Source organism: Mycobacterium sp. SA01, from assembly GCF_041287105.1.
In the GTDB taxonomy this organism is placed as follows: Bacteria; Actinomycetota; Actinomycetes; order Mycobacteriales; family Mycobacteriaceae; genus Mycobacterium.
The window spans coordinates 295,485-315,594 of the sequence record NZ_JBGGNO010000017.1 but is presented as its reverse complement, the minus strand read 5'-3'; the positions used below and the strand labels follow the sequence as shown (position 1 = coordinate 315,594).

Below are 20,110 nucleotides of genomic sequence, written 5' to 3'. Positions count from 1 at the left end.
GTTCCGCCTTCTATTTTTCGATGATGGATAGGGCTCGGGTGGGACACATCTCTACGGCGCGCTCAACGTCGTCGCGCATCTCGTCGGGGGGTTCGCTGTCGAGAATCTCGACGGCACCGCGTTTGGGAACCCGAAAGACGTCGGGCGCCTCCAGTTCGCACATGGCGTGCCCCTGGCATAGGTCCTCGTCGAGTTCGATGCGGTAGCAGCCCATCGGACTACGCCTTCACGCGCTTGCGGTAGCGGACCTTCGCCGGCCGGGCCAGCTGCACCACCATCTTGGAGTGGTCGTTCTGATAGCTCTCCGGCGGCTGTGCCATCTCGAACTCGTACTCCCGCAACAGAACCGAGAAAATCGCCTTGATCTGCATCTGGGCGAATGCGGCACCGACGCACCGGTGTCGCCCGGCGCCGAAGGGAATCCAGGTCCAGCGGTTGACGATGTCTTCCTGCCGGGGCTTCTCGTAGCGATCCGGGTCGAAGGCATCGGGGTTGGGGAAGTCCTCGGGAATGCGGTTGGAGATCGCCGGTGAGGCGGCCACCATCTGTCCCTTGTGGATCGGATATCCCTGCACCTCGAACTCGTCCTGGGCCACCCGCATCAGGATGATCAGCGGCGGGTGCAGTCGCAGCGTCTCCTTCAGCGCGTTGTCGATGTTCGGGATCTGGCGCAGCGCATGGAAACTCACCTCCTGGCCGTCGGCGTAGAGGTCGTCGAGCTCCTGCTGCACCTTGGCGTAATAGTCGGGGTTGCGCAGCAGCTCGATCAGCGTCCACGACGAGGTGCCCGAGCTGGTGTGGTGACCGGCGAACATCAGCGAGATGAACATGCCGGTGACCTCGTTGGCCGAGAAGCGCGGATTGCCCTCTTCGTCCTTGATGGACACCAGGACGTCGAGCAGGTCGCGATCGCTCTTGTCGGTGGGGGGGTTGGCGATTCGGCCGGTCATGACCTCCTGCACCAGCTCCACCAGGCTGGCCCTGGCTTCGTCGCGGATCCGGAAGCTCTCGATCGGAAGGTAGGGGTCGACGTAGCAGAGCGGGTCGGTGCCGCGCTCGAGCAGGTGGTAGTAGTTCGCGAATCGCGAGTCGAGCTGGTTGCGGAACTTCAGTCCGATCAGGCATGCGGTCGAGGTGTAGATGGTGAGCTCGGCGAAGAACTCCAGCAGATCGATTTCGCCTTCGTCGCCCCAGTTTTCGATCATCCGGCGCACTTCGTTCTCGATGGTCGCCGCGTGGCCCTTCATCTGCTCACCGCGCAGCGCGGTGTTGTGCAGCATCTCGGCCCGACGCTCCGGGTCCGCGTCGAACACCACGCCCTCGCCAAAGATCGGCGTCATGAACGGGTAGGCCTCGGCCTGGTTGAGGTCGGCGTCGGGGGAGCGGAAGAAGAACTCGTTGGCCTCGGAGCCGGTCAGCAGGATGACCTGCTTGTCGGCGAGCTGGAACCAGCCGAGGTCACCACACTCCTCGCGGATGCGCTGCATCAGCCCGATCGGGTCGGTACGGAACTCCTCGAGGTGGCCGTGCTCTTCTTCGCCACCCGAAACACGTTGTACCTCTTTGGTTATGGTCACGATGGCATCCCTTCTTCACCGAGGGCGAGCTTCTGGCGGTCTTTGTTGTCGGCCAACGGCGCTTCGGGCTGGAGCTCCATATTGGCGATGAAGCTGCCGCGGGGGGTCTCCGCGACGAACGTGATGGCGCGGGCGAGGTCGGCGGCGCGCATGAAGTAGTCGTGTCGAGCCTGTCCCCACTTGGCCCAGTCCTCCAGCGCAGGTCCGATGAGTTCGGCCGGCAGGCTCCAGCCCATCGAGGTCTTGGTCGGGCCGGGATGGACGATCGAGGCGCGCACCCCGGTGCCTTCCAGTTCCATCTGGTAGTTGGTCACCATCGAAACCAGGGCGGCCTTGGCCGCACCGTAGGCGCCCATGTGGGGCCGTGGCCGCAGCGACACATCAGATCCCACGAAGATCAGGTCGCCACGCTGCCGTTCGAGCATGCCCGGCAGGACTGCGGAGGCGACTCGGTAGGCGCCGACCAGATGGATCTGGACCTGGGACTCGAACTCGTCGATGCTGATCGAGTCGAGCTTGCCGAAGTATGTGTCACCCGCACCGGCCACCAGTACCTCGATCTCGCCGAGTTCGGCGGTGATCTGCTCCACGGCGGCCTTTACCGAGTCGGGGTCGGTCACGTCCAAGTGCACTGCGATGGCCTCGCCACCGTCGGCACGGATCTTGTCCACGATCTCCTGCAACTTGTCCACCCGACGGGCACCCAGAGCGACGGGAAAACCGTTGGCGGCGAGCTTGATCGCGGTGGCTTCACCGATACCGGACGACGCGCCGGCGACCAGCGCGGGCCTGCGGTCGGGAAGGGGGTCGAAACGGGGCATTCGGGAACCTTTCGGGCGTGCTTCTAGCGAGCTTGCACTGTGATGGGCAGATGGGCGAAACCGCGGACGTTGCTGGAGTGGACCCGCACCGAATTCGCTTCGTCGACCTCATAGCCGCGGATGCGTTTGAACAACTCCTCCAACGCAACCCGCGCTTCCATCCGGGCCAGGTGCGCACCGAGGCAGAAGTGTGCGCCGCTGCCGAAGCTCTGCAGCTTGGCGCCGATGTCGCGGCCGATGAGGTAGTCGTCGGGATTGTCGAAGGCGCGCTCGTCGCGGTGGGCCGATCCCGGCAACAGCAGGACCACGTCCCCGTCGGGGATGACGGTGTCGTAGAGCGTCAGCTCACCGGCGACGGTGCGGGCCAGGATCTGGCTGGACGTGTCATAGCGCAGCGTCTCCTCGACCCAGAGCGGCACCCGGGACAGGTCGGTGTAGACCTCCGCCAGCTGGTCGGGATTCTTGTGACCCCAAAATGCGGCATTGGCAAGAAGTTTGGTGGTGGTCTCGTTGCCGGCGATCACCATCAGGAACATGAAGCCCAGCACTTCGTCGTCAGTGAGGCGATCACCGTCGATCTCGGCGTCCAGCAGGGCCGTCGTGAGGTCCTCGCTCGGGTTCTTCCTGCGCTCTTCGACCATCGCCTGGTAGTAGACGATCAGGTTCAGTGACGCCTCGACCGCCTCCGGCGGCACGTCGGTGACACCTTCGTCGCGGTGCATCACTCCGTCGGCCCAGGCCCGCACCTGAACGCGGTCGGCCTCCGGCACCCCCATCAGTTCGGAGATGACGTCCATCGGCAGCTTGCCCGCGAACTCGTCGACGTAGTCCACCGTCCCGCCGGCGGCGGCCTTCTCCATCAGGACGTCGAGATGCTTGGTGGCGATCTCGGTGACGCGGGGCTCGAGTTCGCGAATCCGCCTGGGCGTGAACCCTTTCGAGACCAGGGTCCGCAGCCGCAGGTGAGCCGGGTCGTCCATCGCCAGGAAGGACATGGTCTTGGAGGCATGCGGTCCGCGCGAGGCCGGGTCCAGCGAGACACCGTACTTGTTGGACAGTGTCGTACTGTTGCGGAATCCCTGGAGGACGTCGGAGTGGCGGGACAGCGCCCAGAACTTCAGTTCCTCGTTGTAGTACAGCGGAGCCTCGTCGCGCAGCCGCTTGTAGTACGGATAGGGATCTTCGTGGAAGTCGTAGTTGTACGGGTCGAGCAGAATATCCGGACTCTGCACGCTCATTGGTTCTCTCCCAAGATAAGACTCACGACGTATTCCATTCGGTCGGCGACCTCGCGGTAGCTCAGGGTGCCGCTGCCGGCGTGCACGAGCGCGCCGAAGTACGTCACCTCCAGTGCGGACACGATCTTCGGATCGGCGTCCGGTCCCAACGCCGACTTGATGCGCTTGTGGATCTCGGCGCCGATCCGGTCGCGGACCCGCACCACCCCGGCGTCGTTGCTCAGCACCGCGGTGGTGCAGGCTGCGGCGAACTCCGGCTCGTCGGCGATCACCAGCGCAAGACTGCGCAGCGACTGCTGAACGCGGTGCAGGCGCGGGTCGTTGACGTCGGTGAAGTAGGGCACCTCGAGAACGCGGTCGAGGTACACCTCGGCGATCAGATGATTCTTCGACGAGAAGTACGTGTAGGCGGTGGCCGGCGCGACCTTCGCGCGTGCGGCGACGGCGCGGACGGTGAGGTCGGCGTAGGACGACTCCCGCAGCATCTCCAGGCCGGCCCGCAGGACCTTGCGGAAGGTCTCTTCCTGGCGGCGATTGCGCGGCACGTCATCCCCGTTGGGGCTGACAGCCATGGCGGCATCGCTGGACACATGTCCAAGTTATCGGAATGGAGTCTGGCAAGGCAAGAGGCGGTGATGAATTACCTGTTCATAGCCTTCTTTGTATGGGCGCAGGACGGACCCTTGCACCGCGCCCGCGTCTGCCGCTATGGTGCGAAAGACGAAATCTCGGACACGTGTCCAACGAAGCAGACGGGAATCGGGATGGCGATTGCGGCGGACAGGAACAGCGATCTCTTCATCGACGGGGAGCTGGTGCCGGGCGGCAATGGCCGATACCCGACGATCAATCCGGCAACCGAAGAGGTCCTGGGTACCGCGGCCGACGGCAGTGCCGAGGACATGAGCCGGGCCATCGACGCCGCGCGCCGTGCCTTCGACACCACCGAGTGGTCCACCAACACCGAACTCCGGGTACGTGGCATTCGCCAGCTGCGCGACGCGATGAAGGAGCACGTCGAGGAACTGCGTGAGATGACGATGGCGGAGGTGGGTGCCCCGCGCATGCTGACCGCTGCCGCCCAACTCGAGGGGCCGGTCGAAGACCTGTCGTTCTCGGCCGACACTGCCGAGAGCTACTCGTGGCGGCAGGATCTGGGTATCGCGGCGCCGATGGGCATCAAGACTGCGCGGACCATCGTCCGCGAGGCGGTCGGCGTGGTCGGTGCGATCACGCCGTGGAACTTCCCGCACCAGATCAACCTCGCCAAGCTCGGCCCGGCACTGGCGGCGGGCAACACCATCGTGCTCAAGCCTGCGCCCGATACCCCCTGGTGTGCAGCGGTTCTCGGTGAGCTGATCGCCGAGCACACCGATATCCCGCCGGGCGTGGTCAACATCGTCACCTCCAACGACCACGCGGTTGGAGCCATGCTGTCCAGTGACCCACGCGTCGACATGGTGTCGTTCACCGGTTCGACGAACACCGGCCGGGCGGTGATGGCCGCGGGCGCCGCGACCATCAAGAAGGTCTTCCTGGAGCTCGGCGGCAAGTCCGCATTCCTGGTGCTCGACGACGCCGACCTGGCCGGCGCGTGCTCGATGGCGGCGTTCACCGCGTCGATGCACGCCGGACAGGGCTGCGCGATCACCACTCGTCTGGTGGTGCCACGCTCCCGCTACGACGAAGCGGTCGAGGCGGCCGCGGCGACGATGGGCGGCATCAAGGCGGGCGACCCGACCAACCCCGGAACCATCTGCGGGCCGGTCATTTCCGAGCGGCAACGCGACCGGGTGCAGTCCTACCTCGACCTCGCGATCACCGAAGGCGGCCGGTTCGCCTGCGGCGGAGGCCGCCCAGCAGACCGCGATACCGGCTACTTCATCTCGCCGACTGTCATTGCGGGGCTCGACAATTCGGCGCGGGTGGCGCGGGAGGAAATCTTCGGCCCGGTGCTGACGGTGATCGCCCACGACGGTGACGACGACGCGGTCAACATCGCCAACGATTCGCCATACGGCCTGTCGGGCAGCGTGTTCAGCAGTGATCCCGAGCGCGCGCAAGGCGTCGCGGACCGGCTGCGGGTCGGCACCGTCAACGTCAACGGCGGCGTGTGGTATTCCGCGGACGTACCCTTCGGCGGCTACAAGCAATCCGGGGTCGGCAGGGAAATGGGTCTGGCCGGCTTCGAGGAATACCTCGAGCTGAAAGTCATTGCCACAGCGGTCTGACCGCACCACAGACTAGAGAGGAACTCAGATGGGACAGTTCGACGACAAGGTGGCCATCGTCACCGGCGCAGGCGGCGGTATCGGCCAGGCGTATGCCGAGGCGCTCGCCCGGGAAGGCGCCGCCGTGGTGGTCGCCGATATCAACACCGATGGCGCGCAGAAGGTCGCCGACGCGATCTTGGGTGAGGGCGGCACCGCGCTGGCACTGCCGGTGGACGTCAGCGATCCGGTGTCGGCCAAGGCGATGGCCGATCAGACGCTCGCCGAATTCGGCGGCATCGACTACTTGGTCAACAACGCCGCGATCTTCGGCGGGATGAAGCTGGACTTCCTGATCACCGTCGACTGGGACTACTACAAGAAGTTCATGAGCGTGAACCTCGACGGCGCGCTGGTCTGCACCCGGGCGGTGTACAAGAAGATGGCCAAGCGCGGCGGCGGTGCGATCATCAACCAATCGTCCACCGCGGCATGGTTGTACTCGAACTTCTACGGGCTGGCCAAGGCCGGGGTCAACAGCCTCACCCAGCAGCTGGCCACCGAACTCGGTGGCCAGAACATCCGGATCAACGCGATCGCGCCGGGCCCGATCAACACCGAGGCCAACCGCACCACCACGCCGCAGGAGATGGTCGCCGACATCGTCAAGGGAATTCCGTTGTCGCGCATGGGCGAAGTCGACGACCTGGTGGGGATGTGTCTGTTCCTGCTGTCCGATCAGGCGAAGTGGATCACCGGCCAGATCTTCAACGTCGACGGTGGACAGATTTTCCGCTCATGACGACGTCTAGCGAGCTGAAGGTCGGCTACATCGGGCTGGGCAATCAGGGTGCGCCGATGGCCAAGCGGCTCGTCGAGTGGCCCGGCGGCCTCATCGTCTTCGATGTGCGGACCGAGGCCATGACCCCGTTGGCCGAACTCGGCGCCACACTGGCGGACAGCGTCGCCGACGTCGCCACGGCCGACGTCATCGAAGTGACCGTGCTCAACGACGAGCAGGTCCGTGACGTCGTCGGCGAACTCGCCGCGCACGCCAAGCCGGGCACCGTGATCGCGATCCATTCCACGATCGAGCCGGACACCGCCGCAGAGCTGGCCGAGCAGCTGCGCCCCAAGGGTATTCACGTCGTCGACGCCCCGGTCAGCGGCGGAGCGGGTGCCGCCGACAAGGGCGAGCTGGCCGTGATGGTCGGCGCCGACGACGAGGCGTACGAACTGGTCAAGCCGGTGTTCAAGAAGTGGGCATCGATGGTGGTTCGCGCCGGCGAGCCGGGGGCCGGAACCCGGATGAAGTTGGCTCGTAACATGTTGACCTACATCGGTTTTGCCGCCGCCTGCGAGGCGTCGCGGCTGGCCGAGACAGCCGGAATCGACTTGCAGAAGTTGGGCCGGGTGGTACGGCACAGCGACGCCCAGAGCGGCGGACCGGGCGCGATCATGGTCCGCGACGACACCAAGCCGCTGCAGCCCGACCACTTCGTCTACAACATGTTCGTCCACACCCGCGGGCTGGCCGAGAAGGATCTGAAGCTGGCGCTGGGCCTCGGTGAGGCCAACGGCGTCGAATTGCCGTTGGCCGAGATCGCGTTACGGGACCTGGCCGCCGGTCTCGGTGTGCCCAACACGAAGGAGTGACGATGGACGAATTGCGCCGCAAGGGCCTGGACAAGATGAACGAGGTCTACGGCTGGGAGATGCCGGACTCGCCGGGCGACTACTTCGCGCTCACCGCCGATCATCTCTTCGGCACCATCTGGTCGCGGCCGGGATTGTCCATGCGCGACAAGCGGATCATGACGCTGACCGTCGTCACCGCGCTCGGCATCTCCGACCTGGCCGAGATTCAGGCCAACGCCGCCCTGCACAATGAGGAGCTCACCCCTGAGGAGCTCAAGGAGATGGCGATCTTCTTGACGCACTACCTGGGGTTCCCCTTGGGCTCGAAGTTGGACGGCGTTGTCACCAAAGTTGTGTCCAAGCGCAAGAAAGCCGCCGAAGCCGGTCAGGGCGAAGACAAGAAGGCGAACGTCAACGACGCGCTCAAGATGCACAGCGGGACGACGCTCGACGACTAGCCGAGCGTGGCGATGACGCGTTGGGCGGTGAAGATCACCCGACGTCCGGTCCGAAGGTGGTCGTCGGATTGCTCGGCATCCCACACCACCTCTGCGGTACCGGACAAGTGCAGGGTGGTGCCCGCGTCGACGAACAACAGCGCCGCGTTCGGGTCCACCGCCAGATTGCCGAAGCTGTTGAACATGTTGTTGCCGGGGTAATCCGGCCACCACAAACTGTGGGCCTTCGCGCGCACGAAGCCCGCGGTTCCGCCACGGTGTGATGCATCGTTGCCCGATGTGGGATGGGTGGTGCCGAGGAAGAACGCCGCCGACCTTTCGATGAGCTCGCGGTCCTCGGAACGTAGCGCGGTGCCCGTGAAGACCCTCGTGCGATGGGGCTGGCGCAGGTCTGCCGTGGGCTGGGCGGACGGGTCGATGTACTTCGGGCAGTTGCCGTAGGCCTGATCAACGTCGATGTCGATGCCGCCCGGATCCCGTTGCATCAGTTGGCCATTGATGCGAAATCGGCGCCGTGCGGCAAAATCGATGACGAGCACACCGACCGGCTGATCGGTCGGTGCTGTAGCCAGTGGATCCGCGTCAGGAAGTTCGCTGTCGATGTGAAGTCTTGTCGGTGTCGTGGCGCTGAGGAACCCGGGTTCGCCCGATACCGGTGAAATCCACAGCCGGCCTTCGGTGTCGCGTGCCGTGAGGACGGCCAGTCGTGACGACGCCAGGAACGCGGCTATGCCGGCGCCGAGGCGGCCCCGACTCGCCATGGTCGCGAGGTGCGCCGCCCGTTCACCAACGCCGGCTCGTTTCTGGACGGCCAGTTCGCCGCTGTGGAATCCCACAGCGGCGGGCCGTTCTTCATGCGTCATAGGTACGCCTCATGCCCGTCAGAGGGGGTGACGGCCGGCGAAGGCGACGACCCGTTGGGTCGGGGTGGCCGTGCCGTCTGTGTGTACGGCGGGGCCGAAGAGTTCCTGGGGTCGCAGAGCAGGCACGAGCGCCGATCCCACGTTTTCGGCGAGCGCTGCCTCAGCGTCGTCGAACTCGACCGCCCGGTTGATCGCGACCGCCAGATCCCAGCTGTGGATGAGCGTCGAATAGGTGACGATTCCGACCGCCTGTGCGGCAGGCATCTCACCGAGCACCGATGTGACCGGTTGCTGCCAGTCGGTGATCGCCGCCCAGGCTCGCTGAGAGCGCTCGATGGAACGTCGCGCCACGGCCAGGGGGTCGGAGCCGAGGATGTCGGCGCCGCTGAACAACTCCTCTTCGCTGGGGCCGTCGCCGCCGTCCGCAGCGGCGGCAAACGCATCGATCGAGGCGATGGTGTGGCTCACCAGGGATCGGACATCCCAGCCGGTGCAGGGGCTGGGTAGGCCCAGATCAGTGGCGTCGAGCGTCGTCACCAGGTCGACCAGGCGGCGATCAGCGCTACGCAGTACGTCCAGCGGGTCCATCGGCACTTCCTCATTTCTAACGGTTATGTACAAAAATTGACGTTAGTATATCTATGTCGCCGACCCTAACGCTGTCAAGCCGCTGCTAGCATTAGTGCGATGGAATCGGGGTCTCTGCTGCACAAGGCGCAGGCGGCGGGGTTCATCGTGGCCGGAGAGCCGCTGGCTCTTGACCTGGCGGACACCCTCATCACCGTCGGCGAGCCTGCCGTGGACCTTCTCCCGGACGAGGAGGCCAATCGGCGGTGGTGGGAGCTGCAACAGGAACGGTTGCCCGGCGGCCCGCCGCCGCCGCTGGAGTCCACGGTTGAACTGCGCCAGGCGATCCGGCACATCCTGGATGCGCGCCTCGCGGAGGTGGACCCCGACGCAGCGGCCGTCGCCCGTGTCAATGCCGTTGCCGCCGGCGCGCCCTCGACACGCTCGCTGGTGCACACCCCGTCCGGCTGGGCGGCGATCGCCACGCGCCACGCCCCCGCCGATCGTCCCTACCTGCTCGCGCTCGCGGCAGCCGCGGAAAGCCTGATCGATGTGCTCACCGGCCCCGCCCAGGACCGGCTGCGGAGATGTCAAAACCCGGCGTGCAGCATGCTTTTCGTTGCGTCGGACGCCCGTCGCAAGTTCTGCACCCAGAACATCTGCGCCAACAGGACGCGGGTGGCTCGCCACTATCAGCGCCACCGACCGGACTAGCCGCAGTTTCGTTTTTTGTCGATGGTTCGAACTAGTGTTCGAGTCATGAGTTCGATCGATGCGGCGCTGGAGGCGCTCGACGATGCGGTCGAGGCCCTGGCTGCAGTCGATCTCGATGTGCTTGATCCGCCGCAGCGGTTTGTGGTGTTGGAGCGGCTGGAGTCCGCGCGGCGTCGGCAGGTGGCTGTGGCGCATGCGGTGGTCACCCGGTTGGAGCAGTTCGAGGGCTGCCCGCCGGTGCCGATCACACTGGCCGATGCGTTGCGGATCAGCCCGCGCGAGGCGAGACGGCTGATCCGGGATGCCGAGCAGGTGGCGCCTCGGCGGGCGTTGACCGGGGAACCGCTGGCTGCGGTCTTGCCGGAAACGTCGAAGGCCTGGCATTGCGGTGAGTTGGATGGTGAACATCTGCGGGTGATCCAGAAGTTCTTCCGCGAGCTACCCGAGCATGTGCCGCCGATCGAGCGGGCGAAAGCTGAACGCTCCCTGGCGCACAAGGCGCGCGTGCTGCGACCCGATCAGTTGGAGAAGGTCGCCCACCGGCTGGCGCTGCACCTCAATCCCGACGGGACCTTCTCTGATGAGGACCGGGCTCGCAAGCGGGGATTCGTGTGGTGCGGTGGGCAAGGTGTCGATGGGATGAGTGTGGGGCGGCTGGTCGCCGACCCGGAACTACGGTCGCTCGTCGATGCCTGGATGGCGAAGTTCGCCGCACCCGGAATGTGCAATCCGGCCGAGGAAAGTCCGACGGCGACCCCCAGCGAGGAGGTCGCCGAGCGGGATGCCCGCAGTTATGCCCAGCGTCAGCATGATGCGCTCAAGGCGTTGGTGCGCGGACAGCTCGGTGATCCGAAATTCGTTCAGCACAACGGTTTACCCGTCACGGTGATCGCGACGGCCACCGTGCAGGACCTCCACGCGCAGGCGGGCCACGCGGTCACCGCGAGTGGAACGCTGCTGCCGATCCCCGACCTGATCCGGATGAGCGCGCACGCGTACCACTACCTGGCGCTCTTCGACGGCGTGGATGGCCGCGCGCTGTGGCTGGGCCGCACCAAACGGATTGCCTCGGCCGATCAGCGAATCATGTTGCACTCCAAGTACCTCGGCTGTACCCGGCCGGGTTGCGACGCGCCCGGCTATCACAGCGCAGTGCACCACGCGGCGCAAGACTGGAAGAACGGCGGCACCACCGACGTCGACGACCTCACCTTGGCCTGCCCACCGGATAACCAACTCGTAGAAACCGGTGGCTGGACCACCCGGCAACTCCCCAACGGCAGCACCGAATGGATCCCGCCACCCGATCTCCCCACGCTGCGGGGCGGTGTCAACGACTACCACCACCCGGAACGACTACTGGGCGACGATAGTGACCCGCCGTCGGATGAAGCAGGTGCGGCCTGAGAATTCGCGGACGCGTCGGCAATCAGCCCGGCTTGGACGCGACGACAAAGTAGCCATCCGTCCAGAATAGTTCGATTCGGATGTCGGATTCCGCGCGCGCCATTCGTCGTAGGGATGGAGAGTGAAACCAGCGGGGTTTCACGGCCGACGTTGGAAGGACATCGCCATGTACTACTTCGCACTGCTGCAGGTCCGCGAGCGCGATCTCACCGCAGAGGAAGCAGGCCGGGAAATGCAGGCCTACGCCGAGTTCCACGCCCGCGAGTCGGCGGCGATCCGAGAGGGAGATGTGTTGGGTCCGGCCGCCGACGCGGTCCGGATCACCGGCGGACCGGATGCGCCGGTCATCACTGACGGTCCGTACGCCGAGGGCGCCGAGGTGGCCGGCGGTTATTACCTGTTCGAGGCCGACAACCTCGACGACGCACTGCAGCTGGCCCGGCAGATTCCGGCGGCCCAGTATGGCGCGATCGAGGTGTGGCCGGTGGTGCACTGGAACGCGGTGGGGCGGCCGACGACCGATTCCGATTGGCTGGCACTGCTTCTCGAACCCGCCGATGAGGTCAATGTTCCTGGCACGCCAGAATGGGATCAGGGGCTGGCCGAGCATGCCGAGTTCGGGGCCGCGGCGGGATCGCACATCCTCGGCGGGGCGCCGCTGCATCCGCCGTCGACGGCGACGACGGTGCGTGTGCGGGACGGCGAGGTGGTGTTGACCGACGGTCCGTACGCGGAGGGCGCCGAAGTCGCCAACGGGTTCTATGTGCTGTCGGCCGCCGACCGTGACGAGGTGACGAAGGTGGCGTCGATGATCCCGGCGTCGGTCGTCGAGCTGCGCCGGCTGGCGGGAGTGTCTGGGCTGTAGATGGGTTCGCTGGACAGTGTCTTCCGGCGGGAGTGGGGTCCCGCGGTGGCCGCGCTTGCGCGGTGGTCGGGTGATCTCGACATCGCCGAGGACGCCGTCCAGGAAGCCTGCGCGGAGGCACTGCGGAGCTGGCCACGCGACGGGTTGCCGGATAATCCCGGCGCGTGGCTGGTCACCGTCGGCCGTAATCGGGTCAGGGATCGCCTACGTCGCGAATCCGTGCGCCCGGGAAAGGAATTGCTGGCTGTGCAGGGTGATGGGCGTGCCGATGACCGCGTGGTGCACGGTGTGCGCGACGACGAGCTCCGGATGATCTTCACCTGCGCGCATCCCGCCCTCGAGCGGTTGTCGCAACTCGCGCTGACCCTGCGGCTGATATCGGGCCTGACTGTGCCGGAGATCGCACGCGCGCTTCTGCTCACCGAAACTGCCGTCGGACAACGCATCACCCGCGCCAAGAGCAAGATCCGGCACGCCAACATCCCGTTGCGAGTACCCCCGTCCGAGCTGTTGGCCGAACGCACCCCGCACGTGCTGTCATGCATCTATTCGGTGTTCACCGAGGGGTACTGGTCCACGGCCGGACCGTCCGCGATCCGGGACGAGCTGTGCGACGAAGGTGTCCGGCTGGCCGGCGAATTGTGCCTGCTGATGCCCGCCGAGCCCGATGCCCGCGCGTTGTATGCCCTTGTTCTGTTGCATGATTCGCGACGGTCGACGCGGGTCGATGCCGACGGTGCGTTGGTGCCGCTCGACGAGCAGGACCGGTCCCGGTGGGACCGCGGCCGGATCTCCCGCGGGCTCGACGCGCTACGCCGTGCGCAGGGGGCGAGCGGGCCGTACCTTCCGCAGGCGGTGATCGCCGCCGCGCACGCGACTGCGCCGAGTTGGGAGCAGACCGACTGGCAGACCATCTGCCGGGCGTATGACCAGCTCGTGCGGCAGACGGACTCGCCGGTGGTGCGGGCGAACCGGGCGCTCGCGATAGGCCTGCGCGACGGCCCGGATGCCGGCTTGGCGGCTCTGGAGCAGGTGGCGCACGATCCGCGGCTCGCCCGATCGGCGCTCGTGCCCACGGTGCGGGCCGACTTGTTGCGCCGAGCGGGGCGACGCGCAGAGGCGGCGCGCTGGTATCGGAACGCGATCGATGTGAACGGATCCGAACCGGGCAAGGCGTTTCTGCGCCGTCGAATTGCCGAATGCGGCGGGGCGATCGCATAACAAAGAGGTCGGTAAGACAACGGTAAGGAAACGCGCAGATCGCAAACGGTTATCGCGCCGTGTCACAAATGTGACATTTGTGCACCAGTGTTACCGAAGTGAAATCGAGCGCCGCCGGCCTCGGTGAGGGATGGGAGTGGCCGTGACCTCTATGACTTCTATGACGATGTACGACCAGTCATGGACGGCCCCGACCATGTTGAGCCTGTGGACGGAGCCGCTGACCAAGCGCGGCAAGGTCGTTCGTCAGGCATCCAAATGGGCCGGTGTCATCGACACGACCGTGACGGTGCTCTGCCCGCCGGTGGTGTCGGTGTGCGCGATCTTCGCCGCCGTGGTGTGGCCTGCGCAGGACCCGAGCGAGCTGGTCGGCCACGCGGCGACCTCCGCGCCGGTCAACGCCCTGGTGCAGGAGAACGCACCGGCTCCCTAACCGGCGTGAGCAATGCCGCGCCGACCCAGCGGCGCAGATACTGGCGCAAGTCGTCGCCGTGTCGCGGCGGCCGGCCCGGATCGAGCACGAACGACTGGATGATCCGCAGCAGGTGTTCACCGAGCTCGTCGAGATCACTGTCGCTGAAACCCGCTGCGCCCCAATCGACGTCGAAGCGGCGCAGCATCGAACCCGCGAACGCCAGCGCGACATCGGAAGTGACCTCGGCGCTGAACGTGCTCGAGCGCTCGGGTCCGAGCAGCAGACCCATGTGCTTGTCGTGGGGCAACCATTCCACCGCCGCGGCGATGCCTTCGGTCACCGCGTCGGCCGGGTCGGTGATGCCGGCCAGGTGATCGGCCAGCCGGTCGAGGAACCCGGTCGCGGCCGCCATGGCCGACGCCTGCAACAGCGCGTCGGTGCTGGGGAAGTAGCGGTAGACGGTCTGGCGGGTGACACCCAGCGTGCGCGCGACGTCGGCGATGCTGAGGTCGGCACCGTGTGAATCGATGGCCTTGTTGGCTGCCGCCAGGATTCTGGCGACGGCTTCCTCGTCGGTGGCCGGCGCTGCTCCCGACCATCCGTGTGTCCGCATGTCAGCCGCCCACTGCGGAGTTCGGATAGCCCGGGTAGCCCATGACCCGGGATGTTATCGCGCTACCGATAGGTGACCGGCAATTGCTTGACGCCGTTGAGCCAGCCCGACCGCAGCCGCTTCGGGTCGCCGAGCTTGCTGATGTCCGGGATCTGGTTGGCGATCTCGTTGAAGATCAGTTTGATCTCCATGCGCGCGAGGTTGGCGCCGATGCAGAAGTGCGCGCCGTTGCCGCCGAAACCGAGGTGGGGGTTCGGGTCGCGCAAGATGTTGAACTGGAACGGGTTGTCGAAGACTTCCTCGTCGTAGTTGGCCGAGCTGTAGAACAGGCCGGCCCGCTGACCTTTGCGGATCGTGACGCCGCCGAGTTCCACGTCGGCGGTGGCGGTGCGCTGGAAACAGTGCACCGGGGTGGCCCACCGAACGATCTCGTCGGCCGTCGTCTCCGGCCGTTCGCGCTTGAAAAGCTCCCACTGGTCCGGGTTTTCGAAGAACGCGTTCATGCCGTGGGTCATCGCGTTGCGGGTGGTCTCGTTGCCGGCCACCGCCAGCAGGATCACGAAGAACGCGAACTCCACCTCGGACAGCGACTCTCCGTCCAAGTCAGCCTCCACCAGGCGGGTGACGATGTCGTCGGCCGGGCACTGCCTGCGCTGCTCGGCCATCGAGTACGCATAGCCCATCAGCTCGGCGTTGGCCTCGATCGGATCGACGTCGTTGAAGTCCGGGTCGTCGGTGTTCATGATGCTGTTGGTCCAGTGGAACAGCTTCTGGCGATCGTCTTCCGGAACGCCCAGCAGGTCGGCGATCGCCAGCAGCGGAAGCTGCATCGCGATGTCGTCGACGAAATCGCCGGTGTCTTTCGCGGCGGCCGCGGCCACGATGTCGCGTGCGGCGTCGGCCAGCTTCTCCTCCAGCTTGGCCACCGCGCGCGGGGTGAACAGCCGCGAGACCAGCTTGCGCAGCCGGGTGTGCTCGGGTGCGTCGTGGTTGATCAGCAGGGCTTTGGTGATCTCCACCTGGTCTGCGGTCATGTCGTCGGCGAAGCGCATGACGACGCCCTTGGCGTTGGTCGACCACAGGTCGCCGTCGCGGGAGATGTCCCGGATGTCGCGGTGCTTGGTGATCACCCAGTACCCGCCATCGTCGAAGACGGTGCTGCCGAGCGGCTGCTCGTTCCACCAGACCGGCGCGGTCTGGCGCAACTGCGCGAACTGCGCGACGGGCATGCCCGCTTCCAGCAGGTCGGGGTCGGTGAAGTCGAAGCCCGCTCCGAACGGACACACGCTGGCGGTGGTCATGGTCTACCTCGCTGTGGTTGTGATGTAGCGCACCTTTGGAACGACCATACACTGCAACGCTGAGTGTATGCCCGTTAGGTTCGATCGATGACGGATCGTCCCGACCTCGCGGAGTTGCTGCGCCGGCGCGCGCTGACCGAAGACGCGGCCCGCCCCGACGCGGTCGACCGCAGGCACGCCGCCGGCGGCCGGACCGCCCGCGAGAACATCGCCGACCTGGTGGACGCCGATTCGTTCGTCGAGTACGGGCGGTTCGCGATCGCCGCGCAGCGCCGCCGCCGCGACCTCGACGACCTGATCGCCCGCACCCCCGCCGACGGGCTGATCGCCGGCACCGCGCAGGTCAACGGCAAGCCGTGCGCCGTGTTGTCCTACGACTACACGGTGCTGGCCGGCACCCAGGGCTACGTCGGGCATCGCAAGAAGGACCGGCTCTTCGAGCTCATCGAGCGGATGCGGCTGCCCACGATCTTCTTCGCCGAGGGCGGTGGCGGCCGGCCCGGCGACACCGACGTCCCCACGGTTTCGTCGCTGGAAACCCGGGCCTTCAAACTGTGGGCGGCGCTGTCAGGGGTGGTGCCGCGAATCGCGGTCGTCAAGGGCCGCTGCTTCGCCGGCAACGCGGTGATCGCCGGCTGCTCGGATCTCATCGTGGCCACCGCCGACACCTCGATCGGTATGGGCGGTCCGGCGATGATCGCCGGCGGTGGGCTGGGCGATGTCGAACCCGACGCTGTCGGGCCGATCTCGGTGCAGGCGCCCAACGGTGTCGTCGACGTCGTCGTCGCCGACGAGGCCCAAGCCGTCGCCGTGGCCAAGCAGCTCCTCGGCTATTTTCAGGGCGTCACCGAGCCCGGCGCCGTCGCCGACCAAAGCGCTTTGCGCACAGTCATTCCCGAACGTGCCCGGCGTGCCTATCCGATCAAGCCGGTCATCGAGACCATCGCCGACCAAGGCTCCGTGACGTTCTTGCGGGAGAAGTTCGCCGCCGAGATGGTCACCGCGCTGGCCCGCATCGACGGCCGCCCCGTCGGTGTGATCGCCAACAACACGATGGTGATGGCCGGGGCGATCACCGCGGCGGCGGCCGACAAGGCAGCGCGCTTCCTACAACTGTGCGACACATTCGGCCTGCCGGTCGTCTCGCTGATCGACTGCCCCGGTTACATGGTCGGCCCGGCCGCCGAGGCCGAGGCGCTGGTGCGGCGGGCGTCGCGGATGCTGGTCGCCGGCGCGGCACTGCGGGTGCCGTTGGTGGCGGTCGTGCTGCGCCGCGGCTACGGGCTGGGCGCTCAGGCGATGACCGGCGGCAGCCTGCACGAGCCGCTGCTGACCGTGGCCTGGTCAGGTGCGCACCTCGGGCCGATGGGTCTGGAGGGCGCGGTCCGCCTGGGCATGCGCAAGGAACTGGAGGCCATCTCCGACGACGCCGAGCGGGAACAGCGGGTCGCCGACGCCACCGCTGCGATGGAAGAGAACGCCAGAGCGCTCAACGCCGCGCAGATCTTCGAGGTCGACGACGTCATCGACCCGGCGGAGACCCGCGGCCTGATCGTCGCGACACTGGCCGCCGCCGCGGCGCGTGGTGAACTCCCGCCACCGAGGCGATTCGTCGACACCTGGTAGCGAAGTGGGGCGATAGGGTGTGAACCTGTGCGCGTCCTCGTGATCGGATCCGGTGCCCGCGAACACGCCCTGTTGTTGGGCCTGCGCAGAGATCCGCAAATCGACTTTTTGGCCGTCGCGCCCGGCAATGCCGGGACGTCGGCGCTGGCCGAGCAGCACGAGGTGGACGTCACCTCCGCCGAAGCCGTCACCGCGCTGGCCCGCAAGCTCGAGGTGGACTTGGTGATCATCGGCCCCGAGGTGCCGCTGGTTCTCGGCGTCGCCGACGCGGTGCGCGCCGCGGGGATCGCCTGCTTCGGCCCGTCGAAGGACGCCGCCCGGATCGAGGGCTCCAAGGCGTTCGCCAAAGACGTGATGGCGGCCGCCGGTGTCCGTACCGCGGGCAGCGAGACCGTCGACAACCCGGCGCGCCTCGATGCCGCCCTGGATCGTTTCGGTCCCGCCGCGGGCCAACCCGCCTGGGTGGTCAAGGACGACGGGCTGGCCGCGGGCAAGGGTGTGGTGGTCACCGACGATCGCGATGTGGCCCGTGCGCACGCCGCGTCGCTGCTGGACTCGGGGCACCCGGTGCTGTTGGAGGCCTTCCTCGACGGACCCGAGGTGTCGCTGTTCTGTCTGGTCGACGGCGCGACCGTGGTTCCGCTGCTGCCCGCCCAGGACTTCAAGCGGGTCGGGGACAATGACGCGGGGCCCAATACCGGTGGGATGGGCGCGTATTCGCCGCTGCCGTGGCTGCCTGCCGACGTGCTGTCGGCGATCGTCAGCGGCGTTGTCGAACCCGTCGCCGCCGAACTGGTTCGCCGCGGCTGCCCGTTCTCGGGGCTGCTGTATGCGGGGCTCGCGATCACCTCGACCGGGCCCGCCGTCATCGAATTCAATTGCCGCTTCGGCGATCCCGAGACCCAAGCGGTGTTGGCGCTGCTGGAATCCCCGCTGGGGCAGCTGCTGCATTCCACCGCGACCGGGACACTGGCCGACGCAGGCCCGCTCGAGTGGCGCGACGGATACGCCGTCACCGTGGTGGTGGCCGCCGAGAACTACCCCGGCCGCCCTCGGGTCGGAGATGTCATCACCGGGTCGGAGGCCGACGGCGTCCTGCATGCCGGCACCGCCCGGCGCGACGACGGCGCGGTCGTGTCCTCCGGCGGCCGGGTGCTCTCGATCGTCGGCACCGGAGCCGACCTGGTCGCCGCCCGCGAAGAGGCCTACCGGATCGTCTCCTCGATCCGATTGCCGGGCAGCCACTTCCGCAGTGACATCGCGCTGGCGGCCGCCGAGGGCCGCATCACACTAGCTTGACCGGCAGCCGCTTCACTCCGTGAATCACATTGCTGTGCAAGTACTCCGGCTCGCCTACCTGTACCTCGGGTAGCCGGGTGAGGAGCTGGTGGAACAGCTGCCGCAGCTCGGTCCTGGCGAGGTTGGCGCCAAGGCAGAAGTGCGGCCCGCCGCCACCGAAGCCGAAGTGCGGGTTCGGTGATCGGGTGATGTCGAATTCGCCCGCCCGGTCGAACACCGCGTCGTCGCGGTTGGCCGAACAATAGAACAGCGCGACTTTCTCTCCGGCCTTGATCGGGGTGCCGGCCAGTTCGGTATCGGCGGTGGCATGGCGGGCGAAGTTCAGCACCGGGGTGGCCCAGCGGATGAACTCCTCGACCGCCGGGCCGATGCGGGCGTCGAAATCCGCTATCAGCCAAGCCTTTTGGCTGGGGTTATCGGCCAGCGCCTTGAACGCATGCGAGGTGGTCTGCTTGGTGGTGTCGTTGCCAGCGGAGGCCAATAGCACCATGAACGACCCGATCTGGACGTCGGTGAGCTGGTGGCCGTCGACCTCGGCGTTGACGATGTTGGTCATCAGGTCGTCGTGTGGCTCGCGACGGCGCAGCTGAGCCAGCTCGATTCCCGAACTCGTGAGGATCCCGATCTGGGTCAGCGCGTGCGTCGCGCGTTCTTCGAATGAGGCGTAGTCGTCATCGGTTGCGCTGAACAGGCTTTCGGCCGCGTAGGCCACCGCGTGCTGATCTTGCGGAGCGATGCCGATCATGTCCGACACCGTGCGCATCGGGAGCTTGGCCGAGCATTCGGCGACGAAGTCGATCTCGTCGCCGTCGCGCAGCCGTTCGATCAACCGGTCGACGATGTCGGCGGCGTTGGCCTGGATCTGGGCCTCGATGCGGCGAACCTGCTTGGGGGTGAACGTCGCACTGATCAGCCGCCGGTACAGGGTGTGCTCCGGCGGATCCATGGCCAGGAAGAAGCTGGTGGCCTGCTGGATCTCGGCGGGAAGCGGGTCGACGCTCATGCCCAGCGCCGAGCTGAAGATGTCGGCGTGCTGGCTGACGTACTTGATGTCGGCGTGGCGGGTGACCGCCCAGTACCCGGTCTCGGAATGGGGGAAGACCGAGGACACCGGCGCATGCCAGGACAGCCCGTCGCCGGCCCTCAGCTGCGCGAACGTCCGGTCCCGGGTGGCGAAGTCGGCGGTCCAGAAGTCCGGCGCCGAGATGTCGAGCGGGTGGTACGGCCGTGGGGAGAGCGGGGGGCTTGCGACGGTCATGGTTTCCTCGCCGGGCTGT

At 66.7% G+C, this 20,110-nt stretch carries 21 protein-coding genes; 11 read left to right on the top strand and 10 right to left on the bottom strand.

The window, feature by feature from the left end:
• Nucleotides 1-10: 10 nt before the first annotated feature.
• From AB4879_RS11695 to AB4879_RS11675, 5 genes are read right to left on the bottom strand one after another with little or no spacing between them, the layout of a single operon-like run.
• Nucleotides 11-214: a ferredoxin gene (locus AB4879_RS11695; RefSeq protein ID WP_102807214.1), complete on the bottom strand. Its 204-nt coding sequence runs from the start codon at nt 212-214 to the stop codon at nt 11-13.
• A gap of 4 nt (nt 215-218) precedes the next feature.
• Nucleotides 219-1,571: a cytochrome P450 gene (locus tag AB4879_RS11690; RefSeq protein WP_370507890.1), complete on the bottom strand. Its 1,353-nt coding sequence runs from the start codon at nt 1,569-1,571 to the stop codon at nt 219-221.
• Nucleotides 1,572-1,573: 2 nt separating this feature from the next.
• On the bottom strand, nt 1,574-2,398 hold the full coding sequence (locus AB4879_RS11685) for an SDR family oxidoreductase (protein ID WP_370507709.1): 825 nt from the start codon (nt 2,396-2,398) through the stop codon (nt 1,574-1,576).
• A 23-nt stretch (nt 2,399-2,421) separates the two neighbouring features.
• Nucleotides 2,422-3,636 carry a cytochrome P450 gene (locus AB4879_RS11680; RefSeq protein ID WP_102807211.1) on the bottom strand — a complete coding sequence of 405 codons (1,215 nt, stop codon included), beginning with the start codon at nt 3,634-3,636 and terminating at the stop codon, nt 2,422-2,424.
• On the bottom strand, nt 3,633-4,226 hold the full coding sequence (locus AB4879_RS11675; RefSeq protein WP_370507708.1) for a TetR family transcriptional regulator: 594 nt from the start codon (nt 4,224-4,226) through the stop codon (nt 3,633-3,635). Before AB4879_RS11675 ends, AB4879_RS11680 begins: the two co-directional genes overlap by 4 nt.
• 174 nt (nt 4,227-4,400) lie before the next feature.
• Here AB4879_RS11675 and AB4879_RS11670 point away from each other — a divergent pair, with 174 nt between their 5' ends.
• From AB4879_RS11670 to AB4879_RS11655, 4 genes are read left to right on the top strand one after another with little or no spacing between them, the layout of a single operon-like run.
• A complete protein-coding gene (locus AB4879_RS11670; RefSeq protein ID WP_370507707.1) occupies nt 4,401-5,867 on the top strand; it encodes an aldehyde dehydrogenase in 1,467 nt (488 codons plus the stop codon).
• Nucleotides 5,868-5,895: 28 nt separating this feature from the next.
• Nucleotides 5,896-6,648, top strand: coding sequence for an SDR family oxidoreductase (locus AB4879_RS11665; protein ID WP_102807208.1), 753 nt, complete (start codon nt 5,896-5,898; stop codon nt 6,646-6,648).
• Nucleotides 6,645-7,502, top strand: coding sequence for an NAD(P)-dependent oxidoreductase (locus tag AB4879_RS11660; RefSeq protein ID WP_370507706.1), 858 nt, complete (start codon nt 6,645-6,647; stop codon nt 7,500-7,502). The genes AB4879_RS11665 and AB4879_RS11660 overlap by 4 nt, the downstream gene beginning before the upstream one ends.
• Nucleotides 7,503-7,504: 2 nt before the next feature.
• Complete coding sequence (locus AB4879_RS11655) at nt 7,505-7,942, top strand: carboxymuconolactone decarboxylase family protein (RefSeq protein WP_102807206.1); 438 nt, start codon at nt 7,505-7,507, stop codon at nt 7,940-7,942.
• On the opposite strand, the gene AB4879_RS11650 is transcribed toward AB4879_RS11655, so the two are convergent.
• Nucleotides 7,939-8,805, bottom strand: a complete 867-nt coding sequence (locus tag AB4879_RS11650) for a pyridoxamine 5'-phosphate oxidase family protein (RefSeq protein WP_370507705.1) — start codon at nt 8,803-8,805, stop codon at nt 7,939-7,941. The genes AB4879_RS11655 and AB4879_RS11650 overlap by 4 nt on opposite strands.
• 18 nt (nt 8,806-8,823) lie before the next feature.
• Complete coding sequence (locus AB4879_RS11645) at nt 8,824-9,393, bottom strand: TIGR03086 family metal-binding protein (protein WP_370507704.1); 570 nt, start codon at nt 9,391-9,393, stop codon at nt 8,824-8,826.
• 99 nt (nt 9,394-9,492) lie between these two features.
• Here AB4879_RS11645 and AB4879_RS11640 point away from each other — a divergent pair, with 99 nt between their 5' ends.
• The 5 genes from AB4879_RS11640 to AB4879_RS11620 all read left to right on the top strand — a co-directional run bounded on the left by AB4879_RS11640 (nt 9,493) and on the right by AB4879_RS11620 (nt 14,012).
• Complete coding sequence (locus tag AB4879_RS11640) at nt 9,493-10,086, top strand: ABATE domain-containing protein (protein ID WP_370507703.1); 594 nt, start codon at nt 9,493-9,495, stop codon at nt 10,084-10,086.
• Nucleotides 10,087-10,131: 45 nt separating this feature from the next.
• A complete protein-coding gene (locus tag AB4879_RS11635) occupies nt 10,132-11,493 on the top strand; it encodes an HNH endonuclease signature motif containing protein (RefSeq protein ID WP_370507702.1) in 1,362 nt (453 codons plus the stop codon).
• 166 nt (nt 11,494-11,659) lie between these two features.
• Nucleotides 11,660-12,358, top strand: coding sequence for a YciI family protein (locus tag AB4879_RS11630; RefSeq protein WP_370507701.1), 699 nt, complete (start codon nt 11,660-11,662; stop codon nt 12,356-12,358).
• Nucleotides 12,359-13,579 (top strand): RNA polymerase sigma factor, encoded by a 1,221-nt coding sequence (locus tag AB4879_RS11625; protein WP_370507700.1) that lies wholly within the window; start codon nt 12,359-12,361, stop codon nt 13,577-13,579.
• 151 nt (nt 13,580-13,730) lie between these two features.
• Nucleotides 13,731-14,012 carry a hypothetical protein gene (locus AB4879_RS11620; protein ID WP_370507699.1) on the top strand — a complete coding sequence of 94 codons (282 nt, stop codon included), beginning with the start codon at nt 13,731-13,733 and terminating at the stop codon, nt 14,010-14,012.
• On the opposite strand, the gene AB4879_RS11615 is transcribed toward AB4879_RS11620, so the two are convergent.
• Both AB4879_RS11615 and AB4879_RS11610 read right to left on the bottom strand, forming a co-directional pair.
• Nucleotides 13,975-14,607, bottom strand: coding sequence for a TetR/AcrR family transcriptional regulator (locus tag AB4879_RS11615; RefSeq protein WP_370507698.1), 633 nt, complete (start codon nt 14,605-14,607; stop codon nt 13,975-13,977). The two genes, AB4879_RS11620 and AB4879_RS11615, sit on opposite strands and share 38 nt — an antisense overlap.
• Nucleotides 14,608-14,669: 62 nt before the next feature.
• Nucleotides 14,670-15,908, bottom strand: a complete 1,239-nt coding sequence (locus AB4879_RS11610; protein WP_370507697.1) for a cytochrome P450 — start codon at nt 15,906-15,908, stop codon at nt 14,670-14,672.
• A gap of 87 nt (nt 15,909-15,995) precedes the next feature.
• Between AB4879_RS11610 and AB4879_RS11605 the strand changes: the two genes are divergently transcribed.
• Together AB4879_RS11605 and purD are read left to right on the top strand one after the other, a co-directional pair.
• Nucleotides 15,996-17,534, top strand: a complete 1,539-nt coding sequence (locus AB4879_RS11605) for an acyl-CoA carboxylase subunit beta (RefSeq protein WP_370507696.1) — start codon at nt 15,996-15,998, stop codon at nt 17,532-17,534.
• A gap of 27 nt (nt 17,535-17,561) precedes the next feature.
• Complete coding sequence (gene purD, locus AB4879_RS11600) at nt 17,562-18,833, top strand: phosphoribosylamine--glycine ligase (RefSeq protein WP_370507695.1); 1,272 nt, start codon at nt 17,562-17,564, stop codon at nt 18,831-18,833.
• Here purD and AB4879_RS11595 read toward each other — a convergent pair.
• Nucleotides 18,820-20,091: a cytochrome P450 gene (locus AB4879_RS11595; RefSeq protein WP_370507694.1), complete on the bottom strand. Its 1,272-nt coding sequence runs from the start codon at nt 20,089-20,091 to the stop codon at nt 18,820-18,822. The two genes, purD and AB4879_RS11595, sit on opposite strands and share 14 nt — an antisense overlap.
• Nucleotides 20,092-20,110 lie beyond the last annotated feature (19 nt).

Bases quoted from the DNA above. Each gene is read 5' to 3' on its own strand.
- AB4879_RS11680 (WP_102807211.1), bottom strand. From the start codon at position 3,636: ATGAGCGTGCAGAGTCCGGATATTCTGCTCGACCCGTACAACTACGAC.
- AB4879_RS11605 (WP_370507696.1), top strand. From the start codon at position 15,996: ATGACGGATCGTCCCGACCTCGCGGAGTTGCTGCGCCGGCGCGCGCTG.
- AB4879_RS11595 (WP_370507694.1), bottom strand. From the start codon at position 20,091: ATGACCGTCGCAAGCCCCCCGCTCTCCCCACGGCCGTACCACCCGCTC.
- AB4879_RS11665 (WP_102807208.1), top strand. From the start codon at position 5,896: ATGGGACAGTTCGACGACAAGGTGGCCATCGTCACCGGCGCAGGCGGC.
- AB4879_RS11630 (WP_370507701.1), top strand. From the start codon at position 11,660: ATGTACTACTTCGCACTGCTGCAGGTCCGCGAGCGCGATCTCACCGCA.
- AB4879_RS11695 (WP_102807214.1), bottom strand. From the start codon at position 214: ATGGGCTGCTACCGCATCGAACTCGACGAGGACCTATGCCAGGGGCAC.
- AB4879_RS11640 (WP_370507703.1), top strand. From the start codon at position 9,493: ATGGAATCGGGGTCTCTGCTGCACAAGGCGCAGGCGGCGGGGTTCATC.
- AB4879_RS11615 (WP_370507698.1), bottom strand. From the start codon at position 14,607: ATGCGGACACACGGATGGTCGGGAGCAGCGCCGGCCACCGACGAGGAA.
- AB4879_RS11620 (WP_370507699.1), top strand. From the start codon at position 13,731: ATGACTTCTATGACGATGTACGACCAGTCATGGACGGCCCCGACCATG.
- AB4879_RS11635 (WP_370507702.1), top strand. From the start codon at position 10,132: ATGAGTTCGATCGATGCGGCGCTGGAGGCGCTCGACGATGCGGTCGAG.
- AB4879_RS11670 (WP_370507707.1), top strand. From the start codon at position 4,401: ATGGCGATTGCGGCGGACAGGAACAGCGATCTCTTCATCGACGGGGAG.
- AB4879_RS11650 (WP_370507705.1), bottom strand. From the start codon at position 8,805: ATGACGCATGAAGAACGGCCCGCCGCTGTGGGATTCCACAGCGGCGAA.
- AB4879_RS11660 (WP_370507706.1), top strand. From the start codon at position 6,645: ATGACGACGTCTAGCGAGCTGAAGGTCGGCTACATCGGGCTGGGCAAT.
- AB4879_RS11610 (WP_370507697.1), bottom strand. From the start codon at position 15,908: ATGACCACCGCCAGCGTGTGTCCGTTCGGAGCGGGCTTCGACTTCACC.
- AB4879_RS11685 (WP_370507709.1), bottom strand. From the start codon at position 2,398: ATGCCCCGTTTCGACCCCCTTCCCGACCGCAGGCCCGCGCTGGTCGCC.
- AB4879_RS11655 (WP_102807206.1), top strand. From the start codon at position 7,505: ATGGACGAATTGCGCCGCAAGGGCCTGGACAAGATGAACGAGGTCTAC.
- AB4879_RS11645 (WP_370507704.1), bottom strand. From the start codon at position 9,393: ATGGACCCGCTGGACGTACTGCGTAGCGCTGATCGCCGCCTGGTCGAC.
- AB4879_RS11625 (WP_370507700.1), top strand. From the start codon at position 12,359: ATGGGTTCGCTGGACAGTGTCTTCCGGCGGGAGTGGGGTCCCGCGGTG.